This window comes from Klebsiella sp. GW_Kp182 (assembly GCF_040062275.1).
Lineage (GTDB): Bacteria > Pseudomonadota > Gammaproteobacteria > Enterobacterales > Enterobacteriaceae > Klebsiella > Klebsiella michiganensis.
The window spans coordinates 359388-378287 of record NZ_JBEAFQ010000002.1; the positions used below are offsets into that span (position 1 = coordinate 359388).

General features: G+C 56.9%; 18 protein-coding genes. 10 read left to right on the forward strand and 8 right to left on the reverse strand.

The features are described 5' to 3' along the window. Positions 1 to 53: 53 nt before the first annotated feature. From ABLU88_RS03825 to otsA, 5 genes are all read left to right on the forward strand, one after another. A complete protein-coding gene (locus ABLU88_RS03825; RefSeq protein WP_014229864.1) occupies positions 54 to 1034 on the forward strand; it encodes an arabinose ABC transporter substrate-binding protein in 981 nt (326 codons plus the stop codon). 62 nt (positions 1035 to 1096) lie between these two features. Further along, complete coding sequence (gene araG / locus ABLU88_RS03830; protein ID WP_348836167.1) at positions 1097 to 2611, forward strand: L-arabinose ABC transporter ATP-binding protein AraG; 1515 nt, start codon at positions 1097 to 1099, stop codon at positions 2609 to 2611. Between the two features lie 14 nt (positions 2612 to 2625). Then, positions 2626 to 3606, forward strand: coding sequence for an L-arabinose ABC transporter permease AraH (gene araH / locus ABLU88_RS03835; protein ID WP_025106114.1), 981 nt, complete (start codon positions 2626 to 2628; stop codon positions 3604 to 3606). A 158-nt stretch (positions 3607 to 3764) separates the two neighbouring features. Further along, entirely contained in the window at positions 3765 to 4568 is an 804-nt protein-coding gene (otsB, locus tag ABLU88_RS03840) for a trehalose-phosphatase (RefSeq protein WP_014229862.1), read from the forward strand. Then, positions 4543 to 5967, forward strand: a complete 1425-nt coding sequence (gene otsA, locus ABLU88_RS03845) for an alpha,alpha-trehalose-phosphate synthase (protein WP_014229861.1) — start codon at positions 4543 to 4545, stop codon at positions 5965 to 5967. Before otsB ends, otsA begins: the two co-directional genes overlap by 26 nt. Before the next feature lie 26 nt (positions 5968 to 5993). Here otsA and uspC read toward each other — a convergent pair whose 3' ends face one another. Continuing rightward, positions 5994 to 6422 (reverse strand): universal stress protein UspC, encoded by a 429-nt coding sequence (uspC, locus tag ABLU88_RS03850; RefSeq protein ID WP_004852164.1) that lies wholly within the window; start codon positions 6420 to 6422, stop codon positions 5994 to 5996. Positions 6423 to 6551: 129 nt separating this feature from the next. Next, the gene (locus tag ABLU88_RS03855) at positions 6552 to 6710 is read right to left on the reverse strand and encodes a hypothetical protein (RefSeq protein ID WP_157835615.1); all 159 of its coding nucleotides are present in this window, start codon (positions 6708 to 6710) and stop codon (positions 6552 to 6554) included. Between the two features lie 76 nt (positions 6711 to 6786). Here ABLU88_RS03855 and ABLU88_RS03860 point away from each other — a divergent pair, with 76 nt between their 5' ends. Then, positions 6787 to 8370, forward strand: coding sequence for an MFS transporter (locus ABLU88_RS03860; protein ID WP_009652039.1), 1584 nt, complete (start codon positions 6787 to 6789; stop codon positions 8368 to 8370). 4 nt (positions 8371 to 8374) lie between these two features. Next, entirely contained in the window at positions 8375 to 9514 is a 1140-nt protein-coding gene (locus ABLU88_RS03865) for a glycoside hydrolase family 105 protein (protein ID WP_014229860.1), read from the forward strand. A gap of 120 nt (positions 9515 to 9634) precedes the next feature. On the opposite strand, the gene argS is transcribed toward ABLU88_RS03865, so the two are convergent. Further along, positions 9635 to 11368 carry an arginine--tRNA ligase gene (gene argS, locus ABLU88_RS03870; RefSeq protein ID WP_025106115.1) on the reverse strand — a complete coding sequence of 578 codons (1734 nt, stop codon included), beginning with the start codon at positions 11366 to 11368 and terminating at the stop codon, positions 9635 to 9637. A 229-nt stretch (positions 11369 to 11597) separates the two neighbouring features. Here argS and ABLU88_RS03875 point away from each other — a divergent pair, with 229 nt between their 5' ends. Both ABLU88_RS03875 and cutC read left to right on the forward strand, forming a co-directional pair. Beyond that, complete coding sequence (locus ABLU88_RS03875) at positions 11598 to 12167, forward strand: VOC family protein (RefSeq protein ID WP_032720340.1); 570 nt, start codon at positions 11598 to 11600, stop codon at positions 12165 to 12167. A gap of 76 nt (positions 12168 to 12243) precedes the next feature. Beyond that, entirely contained in the window at positions 12244 to 12987 is a 744-nt protein-coding gene (gene cutC / locus ABLU88_RS03880) for a copper homeostasis protein CutC (RefSeq protein WP_103814998.1), read from the forward strand. A 223-nt stretch (positions 12988 to 13210) separates the two neighbouring features. Here cutC and cmoB read toward each other — a convergent pair whose 3' ends face one another. From cmoB to ABLU88_RS03905, 5 genes are read right to left on the reverse strand one after another with little or no spacing between them, the layout of a single operon-like run. After that, the gene (cmoB, locus tag ABLU88_RS03885; protein ID WP_148851891.1) at positions 13211 to 14233 is read right to left on the reverse strand and encodes a tRNA 5-methoxyuridine(34)/uridine 5-oxyacetic acid(34) synthase CmoB; all 1023 of its coding nucleotides are present in this window, start codon (positions 14231 to 14233) and stop codon (positions 13211 to 13213) included. Beyond that, a complete protein-coding gene (cmoA, locus tag ABLU88_RS03890; protein ID WP_009652021.1) occupies positions 14230 to 14973 on the reverse strand; it encodes a carboxy-S-adenosyl-L-methionine synthase CmoA in 744 nt (247 codons plus the stop codon). Before cmoA ends, cmoB begins: the two co-directional genes overlap by 4 nt. Positions 14974 to 15012: 39 nt before the next feature. Further along, positions 15013 to 15408 carry an MAPEG family protein gene (locus ABLU88_RS03895; protein WP_004122068.1) on the reverse strand — a complete coding sequence of 132 codons (396 nt, stop codon included), beginning with the start codon at positions 15406 to 15408 and terminating at the stop codon, positions 15013 to 15015. 53 nt (positions 15409 to 15461) lie between these two features. Continuing rightward, entirely contained in the window at positions 15462 to 16280 is an 819-nt protein-coding gene (locus ABLU88_RS03900) for a DUF72 domain-containing protein (RefSeq protein WP_014229856.1), read from the reverse strand. Next, on the reverse strand, positions 16277 to 16843 hold the full coding sequence (locus tag ABLU88_RS03905; RefSeq protein WP_009652068.1) for a hydrolase: 567 nt from the start codon (positions 16841 to 16843) through the stop codon (positions 16277 to 16279). Before ABLU88_RS03905 ends, ABLU88_RS03900 begins: the two co-directional genes overlap by 4 nt. A 268-nt stretch (positions 16844 to 17111) precedes the next feature. Between ABLU88_RS03905 and aspS the strand changes: the two genes are divergently transcribed. Continuing rightward, positions 17112 to 18899 carry an aspartate--tRNA ligase gene (gene aspS / locus ABLU88_RS03910; RefSeq protein ID WP_348836168.1) on the forward strand — a complete coding sequence of 596 codons (1788 nt, stop codon included), beginning with the start codon at positions 17112 to 17114 and terminating at the stop codon, positions 18897 to 18899. Position 18900: the final 1 nt, after the last annotated feature.

Below are 18900 nucleotides of genomic sequence, written 5' to 3' on the forward strand. Positions count from 1 at the left end.
AATTTAAGACTTATTATTCCCTACATAAAAGCGAATTAAAGCTGGAGTTTACCATGCACAAATTTACTAAAGCGCTGGCGGCAATCGGTCTTGCCGCGGTTATGTCACAATCAGCTATGGCTGAGACGCTTAAGCTGGGTTTTCTGGTGAAACAGCCTGAAGAGCCATGGTTTCAAACCGAGTGGAAATTTGCCGATAAGGCCGGTAAAGATTTAGGTTTCGATGTTATTAAAATTGCTGTGCCCGACGGCGAGAAAACCCTGAACGCGATAGATAGCCTGGCGGCCAGCGGAGCCAAAGGCTTCGTCATTTGCACCCCGGATCCGAAGCTCGGGGCGGCCATTGTCGCCAAAGCGCGCGGCTATGATATGAAAGTGATTACCGTTGATGACCAGTTCGTCAACGCCAAAGGCAAACCGATGGACAGCGTACCGCTGGTGATGATGGCGGCCAGCGAAATCGGCGCGCGCCAGGGGCAGGAGCTCTATAAAGAGATGCAGAAACGCGGTTGGGACGTGAAGGATACCGCGGTTATGGCCATTACTTCCGACGAGCTGGATACCGCCCGCCGCCGCACTACCGGCTCAATGGACGCTCTGAAAGCCGCCGGTTTCCCGGAGCAACAAATCTATCGCGTGCCAACCAAATCTAACGACATCCCCGGCGCGTTTGACGCCGGTAACTCCATGCTGGTTCAACATCCTGATGTTAAGCACTGGCTGATCGTCGGCATGAACGACAACACCGTGCTGGGCGGCGTGCGCGCCACCGAAGGCCAGGGCTTTAAAGCGCCTGACGTTATCGGGATCGGTATCAACGGCGTCGATGCGGTGAACGAACTTTCTAAAGCGCAGGCCACCGGTTTCTATGGCTCTTTACTGCCAAGCCCGGATATTCACGGCTATAAAACCAGCGAAATGCTTTACAACTGGGTGACAAAAGACGTTGAACCGCCGAAATTCACCGCGGTAACCGACGTGGTGCTGATTACCCGCGACAACTTTAAAGAAGAGCTGGCGAAAAAAGGGCTGTAAGGCCAGTTGACCGGGCCTCTTGCCTTGGCGCGAGAGGCTCTGTACAGAAAAGCGGAGTCGTTATGCAACAGTCTACCCCTTATCTCTCATTCCACGGCATCACCATGACATTCCCGGGCGTTAAAGCGCTGTCCGATATTAGCTTTGGCTGCTATGCCGGACAGGTGCACGCCCTGATGGGAGAAAACGGCGCCGGGAAATCCACGCTGCTGAAAATTCTCAGCGGCAACTACATACCGACCGCCGGCAACCTGCAAATCCGCGGCCAGCAGATGACGTTTACCCACACCACCGAGGCGCTGAACGCCGGGGTGGCCATTATCTATCAGGAGCTGCATCTGATCCCGGAAATGACCGTGGCGGAAAATATCTACCTCGGGCAGCTGCCGCATAAAGGCGGGATTGTGAACCGGTCGCTGCTGAATTATGAAGCCGGCCTGCAGCTGAAGCATCTGGGGCTGGATATCGATCCGGAAACGCCGCTCAAGTATCTCTCTATCGGCCAGTGGCAGATGGTGGAGATCGCCAAGGCGCTGGCGCGTAACGCAAAAATTATCGCCTTTGATGAGCCGACCAGCTCCCTGTCTGCGCGGGAAATCGAAAACCTGTTTCGGGTTATCCGCGAGCTGCGCCAGGAAGGACGGGTCATTATTTACGTTTCCCACCGCATGGAAGAGATCTTCGCGTTAAGCGACGCGATTACGGTGTTCAAAGATGGTCGCTACGTGCGCACCTTCGACAATATGCAAGAGGTTAACCACGACGCGCTGGTACAGGCGATGGTGGGGCGCGAGCTGGGCGATATCTACGGCTGGCAGCCGCGTGAATATGGCAAAGAGCGTTTGCGTCTTGAACAGGTGAAGGCGCCAGGCGTGCGGCAGCCCGTCAGCCTTTCGGTGCGCAGCGGAGAAATCGTCGGCCTGTTTGGGCTGGTTGGCGCCGGGCGCAGCGAGCTCATGAAAGGCTTATTCGGCGGCAGCAGAATAACCGGCGGCCAGGTTTATATCGACGGGGAGGCCATTGATATTCGCAAGCCGGCTCAGGCGATTCAGGCCGGGATGATGCTCTGCCCGGAAGACCGCAAAGCGGAGGGGATTATTCCGGTCCACTCGGTGCGCGACAACATCAATATCAGCGCTCGCCGCAAGCATATTCTCGCCGGCTGCGTTATCAACAACGCCTGGGAAACGCAGAACGCCGACCAGCATATCAAATCGCTGAATATCAAAACGCCCGGCGCCGAGCAGCTGATTATGAACCTCTCCGGCGGCAATCAGCAGAAGGCGATCCTCGGCCGCTGGCTGTCGGAAGAGATGAAAGTCATCCTGCTTGACGAGCCAACGCGCGGTATTGACGTGGGCGCTAAACATGAAATCTACAACGTTATCTACGCATTAGCGGCATCGGGCGTCGCGGTGGTCTTTGCCTCCAGCGATTTACCGGAAGTTCTCGGCGTTGCCGATCGCATTGTTGTGATGCGCGAGGGTGAGATCGCCGGAGAGCTGCTGCATGAACATGCGAATGAACAGCAGGCATTGAGCCTTGCCATGCCAAAAGTGAGCCAGGCGGTCGCCTGAGTAAGGAGTCTATGATGTCATCAGTTACCACTTCAGGTACTACCCGGTCGGCTTTTAGCTTCTCCCGCATTTGGGATCAGTTCGGCATGCTGGTTGTTTTCGCGGTGCTGTTTATTGGCTGCGTGATTTTTGTGCCTAATTTTGCCTCGTTTATTAATATGAAAGGCCTTGGGCTGGCTATTTCTATGTCCGGAATGGTGGCCTGCGGAATGCTGTTTTGCCTGGCATCGGGGGATTTCGATCTGTCGGTCGCCTCGGTTATCGCCTGTGCCGGTGTGACCACGGCGGTGGTGATTAACCTGACGGAGAGCATGTGGGTGGGGATCGGCGCCGGTCTGCTGCTCGGCGCGCTGAGCGGCCTGGTCAATGGTTTTGTGATTGCCCGCCTGAAGATTAACGCCCTGATCACCACCCTGGCCACCATGCAGATCGTCCGCGGTCTGGCCTATATCATCTCTGACGGTAAAGCGGTTGGGATTGAAGACGAGCGTTTCTTTACCCTCGGCTACGCCAACTGGTTTGGCCTGCCAGCGCCTATCTGGCTGACCGTTGCCTGCCTGATTGTCTTCGGCCTGTTGTTGAATAAAACCACCTTTGGCCGCAATACCCTGGCGATTGGCGGTAACGAAGAAGCGGCGCGTCTGGCGGGCGTGCCGGTAGTGCGGACCAAGATCATCATTTTCGTCCTTTCCGGCCTGGTTTCCGCGGCGGCAGGCATTATCCTGGCTTCACGAATGACCAGCGGACAGCCGATGACCTCGATTGGCTATGAGCTGATTGTCATCTCGGCCTGCGTGCTGGGGGGCGTATCGTTGAAAGGCGGGATCGGTAAGATCTCCTACGTGGTGGCCGGGATCCTGATCCTGGGAACGGTAGAGAATGCGATGAACCTGCTCAATATCTCGCCATTCTCGCAGTATGTCGTACGCGGCGTGATTTTACTGGCGGCGGTGATCTTCGACCGCTACAAACAGAAAGCGAAACGAGCCGTTTGATTCGTCCAACTTTTCAGTTTAATCCTAATCCATTGCCAGCGCTCGTTGCGCTGGCAATGACTATCAAAAATGGCGAGGCTGGTCACACTGTCTATACTTACATGGCTACAATTATTTAACACCCAGCATGTTGCTGGCCATGATAAGGAGGAAACAGGGTGGCTGACCAGATTTATGTACCGCCTGCGTTAACCGGAAACTGCGCTTTTTTCTTTGACCTCGACGGTACCCTTGCCGGTATCAAACCCCATCCCGATCAGGTGGTCATTCCTGCCGATGTTTTGCAGTCGCTGCGCCAGCTCGTGCAGCAGCACAACGGCGCGGTGGCATTGATTTCAGGGCGCTCAATGGTTGAGCTGGATGAGCTTACCCGTCCTTACCGGCTGCCGCTTGCCGGTGTCCACGGGGCTGAACGCCGTGATATCAATGGTAAAACGCATATTGTCTCTTTACCGGATTCTCTCCAGAAGGCGCTCTCTGCGGAACTGACCGCGGCGCTGGATGACTTGCCGGGATGCGAACTGGAAAGTAAGGGGATGGCCTTTGCTCTGCACTACCGACAGGCGCCGGAGCATCAGCACGCGGTGCTCGCGCTGGCGCAGGCCGTCGTGCAGCGCCATCCCATTCTGGCATTACAGCCGGGTAAGTGCGTGGTGGAGATCAAACCGCGCGGAGTGAATAAAGGTGAAGCGATAGCCGCTTTTATGCAGGAAGCTCCATTCAGCGGGCGCAGGCCGGTGTTTGTCGGTGATGACTTAACCGATGAAGCGGGTTTTAGCGTCGTCAATCAACTGAGTGGCGTATCGGTCAAAGTGGGCGGCGGTGAGACCCAGGCGCACTGGCGCCTGCCGGATGTCGCCGCTGTTCATCTTTGGATTAGTAACATCGCGAATCATGGGCAACAACCAGATGCGCTAACCGACAGGAGAGATGGCTATGAGTCGCTTAGTCGTAGTATCTAATCGTATTGCCCCGCCGGATGACAAAAAGGCCAGCGCCGGTGGCCTTGCCGTGGGGATTATGGGGGCATTAAAAGCAGCCGGAGGACTGTGGTTCGGCTGGAGTGGGGAAATCGGTGACGACCAGCAGCCGTTAAAAAAAGTGAAGCAGGGGAATATCACCTGGGCTTCCTTTAACCTTAGCGAGCAGGATCACGACGAATATTACAACCGCTTTTCCAATGCCGTTTTATGGCCCGCCTTCCACTATCGTCTCGATCTGGTTGATTTTCAGCGTGAAGCCTGGGAAGGCTATCAGCGCGTCAACGCAACGCTGGCGGATAAACTGCTGCCGCTGATCGAACCTGACGATATCGTCTGGATCCACGATTACCACCTGCTGCCGCTGGCCAGCGAACTGCGCCAGCGCGGGGTCAATAATCGCATCGGCTTCTTTTTACATATTCCGTTCCCGACGCCGGAAGTCTTTAACGCGCTCCCGCCGCACGCGGAGCTGCTTGAACAGCTGTGCGATTACGATTTACTGGGTTTCCAGACCGAGAGCGATCGCCTGGCGTTTCTCGATTGCGTATCGATGCAGACTCGCCTGACGACGCGCGACGGCAAAAAGCATGTGGCCTGGGGGAAACCTTTCCACACCGAAGTCTATCCGATCGGTATCGATCCGGAAGAGATTGCGCGGAGCGCAAAAGGGCCGCTGCCGCCGAAGCTGGCGCAGCTGAAGAGCGAACTGAAAAGCGTGCAGAATATCTTTTCCGTTGAGCGGCTGGACTATTCCAAGGGGCTGCCGGAGCGTTTTCTGGCCTACGAGGCGCTGCTGGAGAACTATCCGCAGCATCATGGCAAGATTCGCTATACCCAGATTGCGCCGACGTCGCGCGGCGATGTTCAGGCCTACCAGGATATTCGTCATCAGCTTGAAACCGCGGCCGGCCGCATTAATGGCCGATATGGCCAGCTGGGCTGGACGCCGCTTTATTACCTGAATCAGCACTTTGAACGCAAGCTGCTGATGAAAATCTTCCGCTACTCGGACGTCGGTCTGGTTACGCCGCTGCGCGATGGGATGAATCTGGTGGCGAAAGAGTATGTGGCCGCGCAGGACCCGCAAAATCCGGGCGTGCTGGTGCTGTCGCAGTTTGCCGGCGCGGCGAACGAGCTGCCGACGGCCTTAATCGTCAATCCTTACGATCGCGACGAGGTCGCGGCTGCGCTGGACCAGGCGTTAACCATGCCGCTGGCCGAGCGTATTGCCCGCCATTCGGCCATGCTGGCGGTGATTAAAGATAACGATATTCATCGCTGGCAGGAGCGGTTTATTGCCGATCTAAAGGAGATTGAGCCAGGAAGTGAGGAGAGCCACTTAGCGCGCAAGGTCGCGACCTTCCCCAAGCTCGCCTGAGACGATCGCGGTTAGCGCTTTCGGCGCTAACCTTTTTCCAGACACACCAGCAGCACGTCAACGCCGCTGCTGCCCACGATATCTTTCGCCGAACAGGTAGCGCGAGAGAACAGGCTCTGGTTGTGGTTGCCGCAAATCACCAGGTCAACGCGATGCCGCTGGCAAAAATCCTTCACATGGTGGGCAATCCCGCCGCTGGCGATAGTCATTTTCTCTATCGGGTAGTCGGCGTGGCGGGCGAGCTCGGCCAGAAAGCCGCGCGTCTCCTCCTGCATCACTTCGCGTAAATTTTCCATCATTGGCGCCGCAAACTGGTTATACAGCTCCGGGTCCGTTGCCAGGGTAATCAGGCTGACCTTCGCATTGACCGGACGGGCGATGGAGACGGCTTTCTGAATGAGGACCCGGCTTTCCGGGGTTGGCGCCACGGCGACCAGCAGATGTGAGTAGGGCATCAAGCCTCCTTGAGATACGCGAAACAACCCTTTTCTATTGTCTTTACTCCCATTCCTTAGCTTTCGCAAGGTTTATCCGCAGCGAAATAACGCGCCCAGATTTCACTCCGCCGCGCGCCATTTTGGTGGTCACTTCGCAACTTTTGGTCCGATCTTTTGTATTAAAAGAAACGCTGTTTTATAAATCAGTGAGGCGCGTTCATCGACTCTTTGTGTTTTTGCCATTGAACGCTTTTGGCTGGCAAAAATGAAAAGGTAACGCCGTTCCCATGTTCTTAATGTAGCCATGTATCAACCCCCTTTTGGCTGAATGGGCCAAAACGCGGTTCGGAGTTCTCTAAAAAAAGACACAGGATTTACGGCGATGAAAACACGTAAAATCGGTTTGGTTAACTACCTTGCCTATGGATCGGGCGATTTCCTTGGTGCGGGAACGACCGCACTCACAGCAGCATGGCTGCTCTACTTCTACACCACCTTTTGCGGTCTTTCCCCTATCGAGGCGACGCTTATTTTTGCCACCGCCAGGGTTCTGGATGCGGTAATCAGTCCGCTGATGGGCTTTCTGACGGATAACTTTGGCTCAACCTGGCTGGGGAAACGTTTTGGCAGGCGTAAGTTCTTCATCCTGCTCGGCATCCCCTGCGTGTTTAGCTACTCCATCATGTGGGTAGGGGATATGGGGTTCTGGTACTACCTGCTGACCTATCTTCTTTTTGATATTGTCTACACCATGATTCTGGTGCCGTATGAAACGCTGGTACCGGAAATGACCGATGATTTTAAACAGAAAACCAAATTCTCCGGCGCGCGTATTTCTATGGCGCAGATGTCGGCGATTCTGGCTTCCTTCCTGCCGGGCGTTCTGCTGACTATCTTTGGTAAGGACAACGCCGTTTCTTTCTTCTATGCCAGCCTGGTGTTCTCGGTGCTGTGCGCCATGATGCTGACCTTCGTCTGGTTCTTTACCTGGGAACGCCCGCGTGAAGAGTGGACGGAGGCCGCGCTGCGCGCCGAAGAGGAGAAACAGAACCTGAGCCTGTCGCAGAGTCTTAACCGCCTGTTCATTGAGTTAAGTTCGACCCTGCGCATTAAAATTTTCCGTCAGCATCTGGGGATGTATCTGGGCGGCTATATCGCCCAGGATGTCTTCAATGCGGTCTTTACCTACTATGTGGTGTTTGTCCTGATGCAGGAAGCCTCAATGGCTTCTAACCTGCTCGGAACCATGGCGATCTTCCAGTTTATTGCGGTTATCGCCATGATCCCGCTGTGTATTCGCTTCGGGCCGGCGCCATCGTATCGCATGGTGGTGGTGCTGTTCGGCCTGAGTTCGCTCTCTTACGCGGTGCTGTACTACGCTGGCCTCAGCGATGTCTATTCGCTGCTGCTGCTGATATCCGCAGTGGCGGGCCTGGGCCGCGGCGGCATCAACTACGTTCCGTGGAACACCTACACCTATATTGCCGACGTGGACGAAGTGATCACCGGCCAGCGCCGCGAAGGCATCTTTGCCGGGATCATGACCCTGACGCGTAAAGCTTCCCAGGCCGGAGCGGTGATGCTGGTGGGGATCATCATGCAGATGTCGGGCTTTGTCTCCGGACAGAAAACGCAGCCCTATGAAGTGAGCCATACCATTCTGCTGATCCTCAGCGTGGGCACCTTACTGGTGCTGGCCTGCGGTTTCCTCGTTTCCCTGCGCTTTAAGCTCAATCTGCAAACCCACAGCGTCCTGCGCGCGGAAACGCTGAAAATGCGTGAATCCGGTCGCGCTCAGCCAGAACTGGCCAGCGCCGGGGATCGTGAGGTGGTGGAGATGCTGGCCGGGATGCCGTACGACGCCCTGTGGGGAAACAACAATATTGGTTATCTGAATCGGAATAAACCCGCCGCGCCAGCGCTGAAGCCGCGTTCAGCCATGAATTCGACATATAACAGAGGTTAAGGATATGAAAGTTTGGCCTGTCAAACATAGCCCACTACTGCGCCAGCCGGAGCGTTTTATCGCCCGCAATGAACTGCAGGCGCTGATTCAGAAGGTGACGCACAATCTGGTCAACATTAAGGACGAAAGCGGGCAATTTTTACTGCGGCTGGACGACGGACGCGTTATCGACACCAAAGGGTGGAACGGCTGGGAGTGGACTCACGGCGTCGGCCTGTACGGTATTTATCAGTATTACCAGCAGACCGGCGATACGGCGATGCGCGACATTATTGATGGCTGGTTTGCCGACCGCTTTGCCGAAGGCGCGACCACCAAAAACGTCAACACCATGGCGCCGTTTCTCACCCTGGCTTACCGCTACGAAGAGACGGGCAACCCCGCGTATCTGCCCTGGCTCGATAGCTGGGCGGAGTGGGCGATGAACGAAATGCCCCGCACTGAGTCTGGCGGCATGCAGCACATCACCCTGGCGGAAGAGAATCATCAGCAGATGTGGGACGACACGCTGATGATGACGGTTCTGCCGCTGGCGAAAATCGGCAAGCTGCTTAATCGTCCGCAATACGTAGAGGAGGCGGTATATCAGTTTCTGCTGCACGTGCAGAATCTGATGGACCGTGAGACCGGCCTGTGGTTTCACGGCTGGAGCTATGAGGGGCGGCATAATTTCGCCCACGCTCGCTGGGCGCGCGGCAATAGCTGGCTGACTATCGTTATTCCGGATTTCCTGGAGCTGGTGGATTTACCCGAGAACAGCGCGGTACGGCGTTATCTGGTGCAGGTGCTGAATGCGCAGATTGCGGCGCTGGCCCGCTGTCAGGACGATAGCGGCCTGTGGCATACGCTGCTTGACGATCCTGACTCCTATCTGGAAGCGTCGGCGACCGCCGGTTTTGCTTATGGGATCCTCAAAGCGGTGCGCAAGCGCTACGTGAGCCAGGCGTATGCGGAGGTTGCGGAAAAAGCGATTCGCGGCATCGTGCAGAATATCTCAGCGCAAGGGGAGCTGTTGCAAACGTCGTTCGGTACCGGCATGGGTTCGAATCTGGATTTTTATCGCGACATTCCGCTGACGTCGATGCCGTATGGCCAGGCGATGGCGATCCTGTGCCTGACGGAGTATCTGCGGAAGTATTTCTGAGAAGGGCGGAATTTCCCCGGTGGCGCTTACGCTTACCGGGGATACAATGATGCTGCAGGTCTGATGAGCGTGGCGCCATCAGGCGTTATAAACCAAACCCGGCTTTCGCCGGGTTTGGTTTTACATCCGTTCTACGGTTTCGATACCCAGGGTATCCAGACCCAGCTTCAGCGTTTTCGCCGTCAGCAGCGCCAGCTTCAGGCGGCTGTTGCGCGTCTCTTCGCTTTCGGCGCTCAGGATCGGGCAGTGCTCGTAGAAGCCGGAGAACAGACCCGCCAGATCGTACAGGTAAGAACACATCACGTGCGGCGTGCCTTCACGCGCGACGACCGTCAGGGTTTCTTCAAACTGCAGCAGACGGGCTGCCAGCTGGGCTTCGCGCTCTTCGGTGATGACCACCGGCGCCGCCGCCAGCGCGCTTTCATCGATATCCGCTTTGCGGAACACGGAGAGCACGCGGGTATAGGCATACTGCATATAAGGCGCGGTATTGCCCTCAAAGGCCAGCATGTTGTCCCAGTCAAAGATGTAGTCGGTGGTGCGGTTTTTAGACAAGTCGGCATATTTCACCGCGCCGATCCCGACCGCGTTCGCCAGTTTTTCCAGCTCATCGGCGGGCATCTCCGGGTTTTTCTCCGCCACCAGACGGCGCGCGCGCTCCAGCGCTTCGTCCAGCAGGTCGGCGAGCTTCACGGTACCGCCGGCGCGGGTTTTAAACGGTTTGCCATCTTTGCCGAGCATCATGCCGAACATGTGGTGCTCCAGCGGGACGGAATCCGGCACGTAGCCGGCTTTACGCACGATGGTCCACGCCTGCATCAGGTGCTGGTGCTGGCGAGAGTCGATGTAGTAAAGCACGCGGTCAGCATGCAAATTTTCGTAGCGGTATTTTGCGCAGGCGATATCGGTGGTGGTGTAGAGATAGCCGCCATCCTTCTTCTGGATGATAACGCCCATCGGTTCGCCTTCCTTGTTTTTGTACTCATCAAGGAACACTACGGTCGCGCCTTCGCTTTCTACCGCCAGACCTTTGGCTTTCAGATCGGCAACGATACCCGGCAGCATCGGGTTATAGAGGCTTTCACCCATCACGTCGTCGCGGGTCAGGGTAACGTTGAGGCGGTTATAGGTTAACTGGTTTTGCGACATGGTGATGTCGACCAGCTTGCGCCACATTTCGCGGAAGTACTCGTCGCCGCCCTGCAGCTTAACGACATAGCTGCGCGCGCGCTCGGCGAAGGCTTCGTCTTCATCGTAGTGTTTTTTCGCTTCGCGATAGAAACCTTCGAGGTCGGCCAGCGCCATTTCACCGGCGTTTTCCTGCTGCTGTTTTTCCAGGTACGCGATGAGCATGCCGAACTGGGTGCCCCAGTCGCCCACGTGGTTAGCGCGGATCACTTTATGGCCGAGAAACTCCAGCGTACGCACCGCGGCGTCGCCAATAATGGTGGAACGCAGATGGCCTACGTGCATCTCTTTCGCCACGTTCGGCGCGGAGTAATCGACGACCACCGTCTGCGCCTGCGGCTGAGCCACGCCCAGACGTTCCGATTTCAGCGCGCTGCTGACGTTTTCCGCGAGGAAGGCCGGATCGAGGAAAATATTAATAAAGCCAGGGCCGGCGATCTCTACCTTATTGGCAATCCCGCTCAGATCGAGATGAGACAGTACCTGCTCTGCAAGTTGTCGCGGCGCCATGCCCAGTTTTTTGGCAACGGCCATCACGCCGTTGGCCTGATAGTCGCCGAACTGGACTTTTGCTGACTGGCGGACCTGAGGTTCGCAATCGGCAGACGCGCCTGCCGCGATCAGGGCCTGACTGACTTTTTCTGAGAGAAGAGCCTGAATATTCACCGAAACACCTTACGTTAACACGCCGTCACCCTGATGGGGCGGCGCGGGAATGTGGACAAATTAGGGCAGGAGTATACTGCATTTGCACCCACGCGTCAGCACCGCGCGGAGGTTGCTGAGCCTCGCGCTCAACGAATAACCGTTCGCGGGACGCTGCCGGCGATTGCCGGTTGGTCGGTCGCGGAAAACGCGATAGATTAGCGCTTTTTAGCGAGTACCGAGGCTTACGATGGCGAACTGGCAGCAGATAGATGAACTGAACGATATTTCCGCGGACCTGCCGCGCTTTACCGAGGCGCTGAACGCGCTTGCTCACCGGCTCGGTCTCGATATTACGCCCCATGACGCCGACCATATTTCCCTGCGCTGTCACCAGAACGCTACGGCGGAACGCTGGCGTCGCGGCTTTGAACAATGCGCTACTCTGCTGTCGGAAAATGTCATTAACGGTCGACCCATTTGCCTGTTCAGGCTGGATGAGCCGGTGGTCGTGGCGCACTGGCGTTTTAGCGTCGTTGAACTGCCGTGGCCGGGCGAAAAGCGCTATCCGCATGAAGGCTGGGAGCATATTGAAATCGTTCTGCCGGGCGATCCTGAAACGCTCAATACCCGCGCGCTGGCGCTGCTTTCCGATGAAGGGCTGGGCCAGCCGGGCATTTTTGTGAAGACCAGCGCGCCGAAAGGAGAGCGTGAGCGTTTACCGAATCCGACCCTGGCGGTAACGGATGGCAAAGTGACGATCAAATTTCACCCGTGGTCGATTGAGCAAATTGTCGCCAGCGAACACGCTGAACGATAACAGTGTGAAGCGACGCGGCGTCTGCCGGAAGAAATCGTGACATTCTGTAGTGCCTGCCCTATCGACGGAGAGAAGAATGACCTTACTGGAAGTCTGTTGTTACAGCATGGAGTGCGCGCTGGAGGCCCAGCGCCGGGGCGCCGATCGCATCGAGCTATGCGCCGCGCCGCGGGAGGGAGGGCTGACGCCTTCGCTGGGGGTACTGAAATCGGTGCGTGAAGCGGTGACCATTCCCGTTCATCCGATTATTCGCCCGCGCGGCGGTGATTTTTGCTATACCGCCGGCGAATTTGCCGCGATGCTTGATGATGTGGCCGCGGTGAAGGATCTCGGTTTTCCCGGCATGGTGATCGGCGTTCTGGACGCCGACGGTCGGGTGGATAGGGCGCGAATGAAAAAAATAATGGCGGCGGCGGGAACCCTGGCCGTCACCTTTCATCGGGCCTTTGATATGTGCGCCGACCCGCGCCAGGCCAGCGCTGAGCTGGCTGAACTCGGCGTTCAGCGTATCCTGACTTCGGGCCAGCAGTCTTCAGCCGAAAAAGGAATTTCATTAATCAGGGAACTTATTTCCCAAAGCGATACTCCTATTATTATGGCCGGTGCAGGCGTCCGCGCCGCCAACCTGCCGCTATTTTTGCAGGCAGGGGTAAAAGAGGTGCATACCTCGGCAGGCCAGTGGTTACCGTCCCCGATGCGCTTTCGCAATCCCGGACTGTCGATGTCTACGGATGCCGAAGCAGATGAATACTTACGCTACGCCGTCAATGGCGAAGCGGTAGCGGAAATGAAGAAGATTATTTCCGCACAGAGAGATTAAAACCCTAAATAATTCGAGTTGCGAGAAGGCGGCGACGCAGGGGATCCACAGGAGCTTACTCAAGTAAGTGACTGGGGTGAGCGAGGAAAGCCAACGCACATGTAACTTGAAGTATGACGGGGATAAACCGTTTTTTGCTGCACATCATGTCGCCCAATATGATGATTGCCCGTACCAGGCCCCTGCCCATTAAACAGGGGCCTTTTTTTATCCTGAAAACGCGTTAACCAGGCTGCTTGTCGGCCCGCTTTTTCGCCGCCAGGGACTGTTCTGTTTCCGGTTTGGTGGCAATAAGCACCGCGCGCAGCGGGGCAGGGTAGCCTTCGCGGGTTTTGCTGCTGTCCTGCGGATCGAGGAAGTCGGCCAGCGACTCGGTGGTCATCCACTCGGTGCGGCGCTGCTCTTCGGTGGACGTCACGCACGCGTCGACGACGCGTACATCGATAAATCCGCATTTCTCCAGCCACTGCTTTAGCGCGGCGGCAGAAGGGATAAAGTAGACGTTGCGCATCTGCGCATAGCGATCGCCCGGCACCAGCACGGTATTTTCGTCGCCCTCGACGACCAGCGTCTCCAGCACCAGCTCGCCGCCGGGAACCAGCTGATCTTTGAGCTGCCACAGGTGATCGAGCGGGGAGCGGCGGTGGTACAGCACGCCCATCGAAAAGACGGTATCAAAGGCGTTCAGCGCCGGAAGTTGCTCAATGCCCAGCGGCAGCAGATGCGCGCGCTGATCGTTGCCCAACAGCTTTCGCACCGCTTCAAACTGGCAAAGGAACAACTGGGTGGGATCGATGCCTACCGCCAGACGAGCCCCGGCGCCAATCATCCGCCACATGTGGTATCCGCTGCCGCAGCCGACATCAAGGATGGTACGTCCGGTGAGGTCGGAAAGGTGCGGCAGTACGCGTTCCCACTTCCAGTCGGAACGCCATTCGGTGTCGATATTCACGCCGTAAAGCGACCAGGGCCCTTTACGCCACGGCATCAGATTCTTCAGCAGGTTTTCAATCCGCAGACGCTGGCCGTCGCCCAGCGGCGTTTCGCTCTCCGCGGTGACGCTATGCAGCAAATCCAGTCGGTAGGGCGAAAACTCGGGCAGAAACTCGACGGCCCGCTCCCATTCCCGGTATTTCCCGTGCAGCGCGTCACGCTGCCAGGCCGCCACCTGAGCGGGCAGCGTCTCCAGCCAGTGCGACAGCGGGCTTTTGGCAATCAACTGATAAAAGTTGCTGAAATCAATCATGCCTGGTCCCCGGATTTTACGGCGATTAACGATCCGAAGTTAAAGCACTGGAACCACAGTTCGGCATGTTCGAAACCGGCCTTGCGCAGGCGCGCTTTGTGGGTTTCGACGGAATCGGTGAGCATCACGTTTTCCAGCATGCTGCGCTTTTGGCTGATTTCCAGCTCGCTATAGCCGTTGGCGCGTTTGAAATCATGATGCATGTTGAACAGCAGTTCGCCGACGTTGTCATCTTCGAAGCTGAATTTTTCCGACAGCACCAGCGCGCCGCCCGGATTGAGCCCCTGATAGACCTTATCAAGAATGGCCTGGCGTTCGCCCGGTTCGAGAAACTGGATGGTGAAGTTCAGCACCACCATCGAGGCGTTTTCTATCGTGACGTGGCGAATATCGCCTTCAATCACTTCGACCGGCGTCGGCGCCTTATAGGCGTCAATATGGCGACGGCAGCGTTCGACCATGGCCGGCGAATTATCAACGGCGATGATTTTGCAGCCGGCATGCGCAATATTGCGGCGCACGGACAGCGTGGCTGCGCCAAGCGAGCAGCCGAGATCGTAAACCTGGGTATCCGGCTGAACGAAACGTTCCGCCAGCATGCCGATCATGGAAATGATATTGGAATAGCCGGGAACAGAGCGCTGGATCATATCCGGGAAGACTTCAGCAACCCGTTCATCAAAGGTCCAGTCGCCGAGGCTGGCAATCGGCGCGGAAAAAAGCGTATCGCGGTGAGACATAACGTTAAACCCGAAAAATCGAAAACGGCGTATTGTGCGCTAACGGACGGAGAAAACCAACTCCCAGGGCATATACCAGAAGTTCGCCAGCACCATCAGCAACAACGAACACCACGTCGCGCTCATGCCGGAACGACGCCAGCGGTAGAGACGATGATGAAAGCCATAGGAGTGCATCAGGCGCCCGGCGATCAGTAAAATACCGCAGACGTGGACCATCCAGGTCTGCGCGCCGTTCATTTCCATAAACAGCAGCAGAATCAGGCCAATGGGAACATATTCCACCGCGTTCCCGTGCACGCGTATAGCAACCTGCAGTTCGCTAAAACCGCCGTCGCCGTAGCCAACGCGATATTGCGTCCTCAGTCGTACAACGTCCCAAGAAAACTTAATAAGCAATAACGCACCTAAAACCGCATACAGCGCGCTGACCATACTCAAAACTCCCTTTCATCGCTTCCGGTGGCTCAATTGAGGATAGCAGGATATCAGAAAAGAGAGGTTTGCTGCGGAATTGAAGGTGCCGCCCCTATTTCCGGTAGGGCGGCGCGCAGATCGCTCCACAGAGTGTCGACCAGTTCCGGCGCCTGGGCAATATCCGGGGTATGGAGGAACAGGTACGGCGTGGTTGTCTGCGCCCATTTTGGCAGCGTGCGTAACCACACGCTAAACAGTTCACGATTTTGCGCCATGTCATCGCTGCCGATAAAACGCACCATCGGATGGTGGGCCGTCACCAGCGCATGGACGGGGACTTTTGGCTTCTTTCTTTGCGCGTCGAGCATCGCCGGGCTGCGGGCGACGGCGCTATGAACCGGACGGCTATCCAGGATCACGCGGTTGACGTTTCGCTGATGCAGCCCGCGATTGAGCTGCTGTTCCGCTTCCTCTTTGGCGAAAAACTCCGGATGCCTTACCTCAACGCCGTAGCTAAATTCGCGCGGCAGGCTGTCGAGGAACTGCCAGAGCGCGGGAAGATCCCGAGGGCCGAACGTGGCCGGCAGCTGCAGCCAGTATTGGCCAATGCGCGATGACAGCGGCGCCAGGCGGGTGAAAAACTCGTGGCTTAAGTCGTCGCAGTTGCGCAGCGATGCCTGGTGCGAAATGGTGGCCGGAAACTTGAAGCAGAAGCGAAAATCATCGTGGGTTTGTTCATACCAGCGGCTGACAATCTCAGCTTTTGGTAAAGCGTACAGGGTCGTGTTGCCCTCCACGCAGTTAAAATGGCGGGCATACTCTTCAAGGCTGGTGATACCCAGGCGCACCCACTTCGGGTGCGCCCATTGGGGAAGCCCAATATAGATCATAACGCGGCAAGTACCTCCTCGGTACTGCGCACGCGGGCAATACGCGGGAAGATGTGCGTCATGCTGCCCTGATGCTGTTCAGCCGTTGCTGCGCTGCAGGCGTCTTCAACGAGAATCAGATTGAAGCCCAGCTCCCAGGCGTTGCGCGCCGTCGATTCGACGCCGATATTGGTTGAGATACCGCACAGGATAATCGTATCGATACCGCGACGGCGAAGCTGCAGCTCCAGGTCGGTGCCGTAAAAGGCTCCCCACTGGCGTTTGGTGACTTCGATGTCGCTCTCCTGTTTTTCCAGCGCCAGGGGATAGGTCCACCAGTTTTCCGGTAGCGTATGGGCTCCTGCCTGGGCATCGACAGGCTGCTTCAGCGCTTCGGCGAAATCCGCCGACCAGCCAACGCGAACCATGACCACCGGGGAACCCTGCTGGCGGCACTTTTTGGCCAGACTCGCGGCGCGCTCAACCACGTCGTCAGCCCGATGCGGGCCGCCGGCAAACGGTAAAATGCCTTCCTGCAGGTCTATAACCACCAGCGCGGTTTTTTTTGCATTGAGTTCTAACATGATATCCCCGTATCTTCTTCTGTTGTCAGGTCGCTACAATACCGTTGCCGATCTCGCCCGAGGGTAACAAATTTTGTTAATTTTTGTGAGTACAAGCAATAAGCGCGCAGCAAAGCAACGCTGCGCGCTGCGCCGGGCTTATCGTGCGCCATAATTTCCAGTATAATAGCCGCCTTTTTTCATTCAGTTGTGACATCAGCTAAAGCTGCGACCTCGTCGCCTGCAAGACAGGCAACAATCCGCCTGCGGCTAAGTTAAGGGATATCTCATGCGTACAGAATATTGCGGGCAGCTTCGTCTGTCCCACGTAGGGCAGCAAGTGACTCTGTGTGGTTGGGTCAACCGTCGTCGTGATCTCGGTAGCCTTATCTTTATCGATATGCGTGACCGCGAAGGCATCGTACAGGTGTTTTTCGATCCGGATCGTGCCGACGCATTAAAGCTGGCCTCTGAACTGCGTAATGAGTTCTGCATCCAGGTCACCGGTACCGTGCGCGCGCGTGACGAAAAAAACATCAATAGCGATATGGCCACCGGCGCCATCGAAGTGCTGGCATCGGATCTGACGATTATCAACCGCGCTGAAGCGCTGCCGCTGGACTCCAACCACGTCAATACCGAAGAAGCGCGTCTGAAATATCGCTACCTGGACCTGCGTCGTCCGGAAATGGCGCAGCGCCTGAAGACCCGTGCGAAAATCACCAGCCTGGTGCGCCGCTTTATGGATGACCACGGTTTCCTCGACATCGAAACGCCGATGCTGACCAAAGCCACGCCGGAAGGCGCGCGCGACTACCTGGTCCCATCCCGCGTGCATAAAGGGAAATTCTACGCGCTGCCGCAGTCTCCACAGCTGTTCAAGCAGCTGCTGATGATGTCCGGTTTTGACCGCTACTATCAGATCGTTAAATGCTTCCGCGACGAAGACCTGCGTGCCGACCGTCAGCCGGAATTTACCCAGATCGATGTGGAAACCTCCTTCATGACCGCCGGGCAGGTGCGCGAAGTCATGGAAGCGCTGGTGCGTAACCTGTGGCAGGAAGTGAAGGGCGTGGATCTGGGCGATTTCCCGATTATGACCTTCGCCGAAGCCGAGCGCCGCTACGGTTCTGACAAACCAGACCTGCGTAACCCGATGGAGCTGGTGGACGTCGCCGATCTGGTGAAAGCGGTGGAATTCGCCGTCTTCGCCGGCCCGGCTAACGACGCCAAAGGGCGCGTTGCCGCGCTGCGCGTACCGGGCGGCGCGGCGCTGACCCGTAAGCAAATCGACGAATACGGTAAGTTTGTCCAGATCTACGGCGCGAAAGGGCTGGCCTATATTAAAGTAACCGAGCGGGCGAAAGGCCTTGAAGGCATCAACAGCCCGGTGGCTAAATTCCTCAACGCCGAGATCGTTGAAGCGATCCTTGAGCGCACCGGCGCGCAGGATGGCGATATGATCTTCTTCGGCGCGGATAACAAAAAAGTGGTCGCCGACGCGCTGGGCGCGCTGCGTCTGAAGCTGGGCAAAGACCTGAACCTGACCGACGAAGACAAATGGGCGCCGCTGTGGGTTATCGACTTCCCGATGTTTGAAGACGACGGCGAAGGCGGCCTGACCGCGATGCACCATCCGTTCACCTCGCCGAAAGACATGTCCGCCGCCGAGCTGAAAGCCGCGCCGGAAGACGCGGTGGCCAACGCCTACGATATGGTCATCAACGGCTATGAAGTGGGCGGCGGTTCCGTGCGTATTCACAGCGGTGAGATGCAGCAGACCGTGTTCGGCATCCTGGGCATTAACGAGCAGGAGCAGCGCGAGAAGTTTGGCTTCCTGCTGGACGCGCTGAAATACGGTACCCCGCCGCACGCGGGCCTGGCTTTTGGCCTCGACCGTTTGACCATGCTGCTGACCGGTACCGATAATATCCGTGACGTTATCGCCTTCCCGAAAACGACCGCAGCCGCTTGCCTGATGACCGAAGCGCCAAGCTTCGCTAACCCGGCATCGCTGAGCGAACTCGGTATTCAGGTGGTGGCGAAAGAGGCAAAAGAGTCTCTGGAGAATAAGTAAG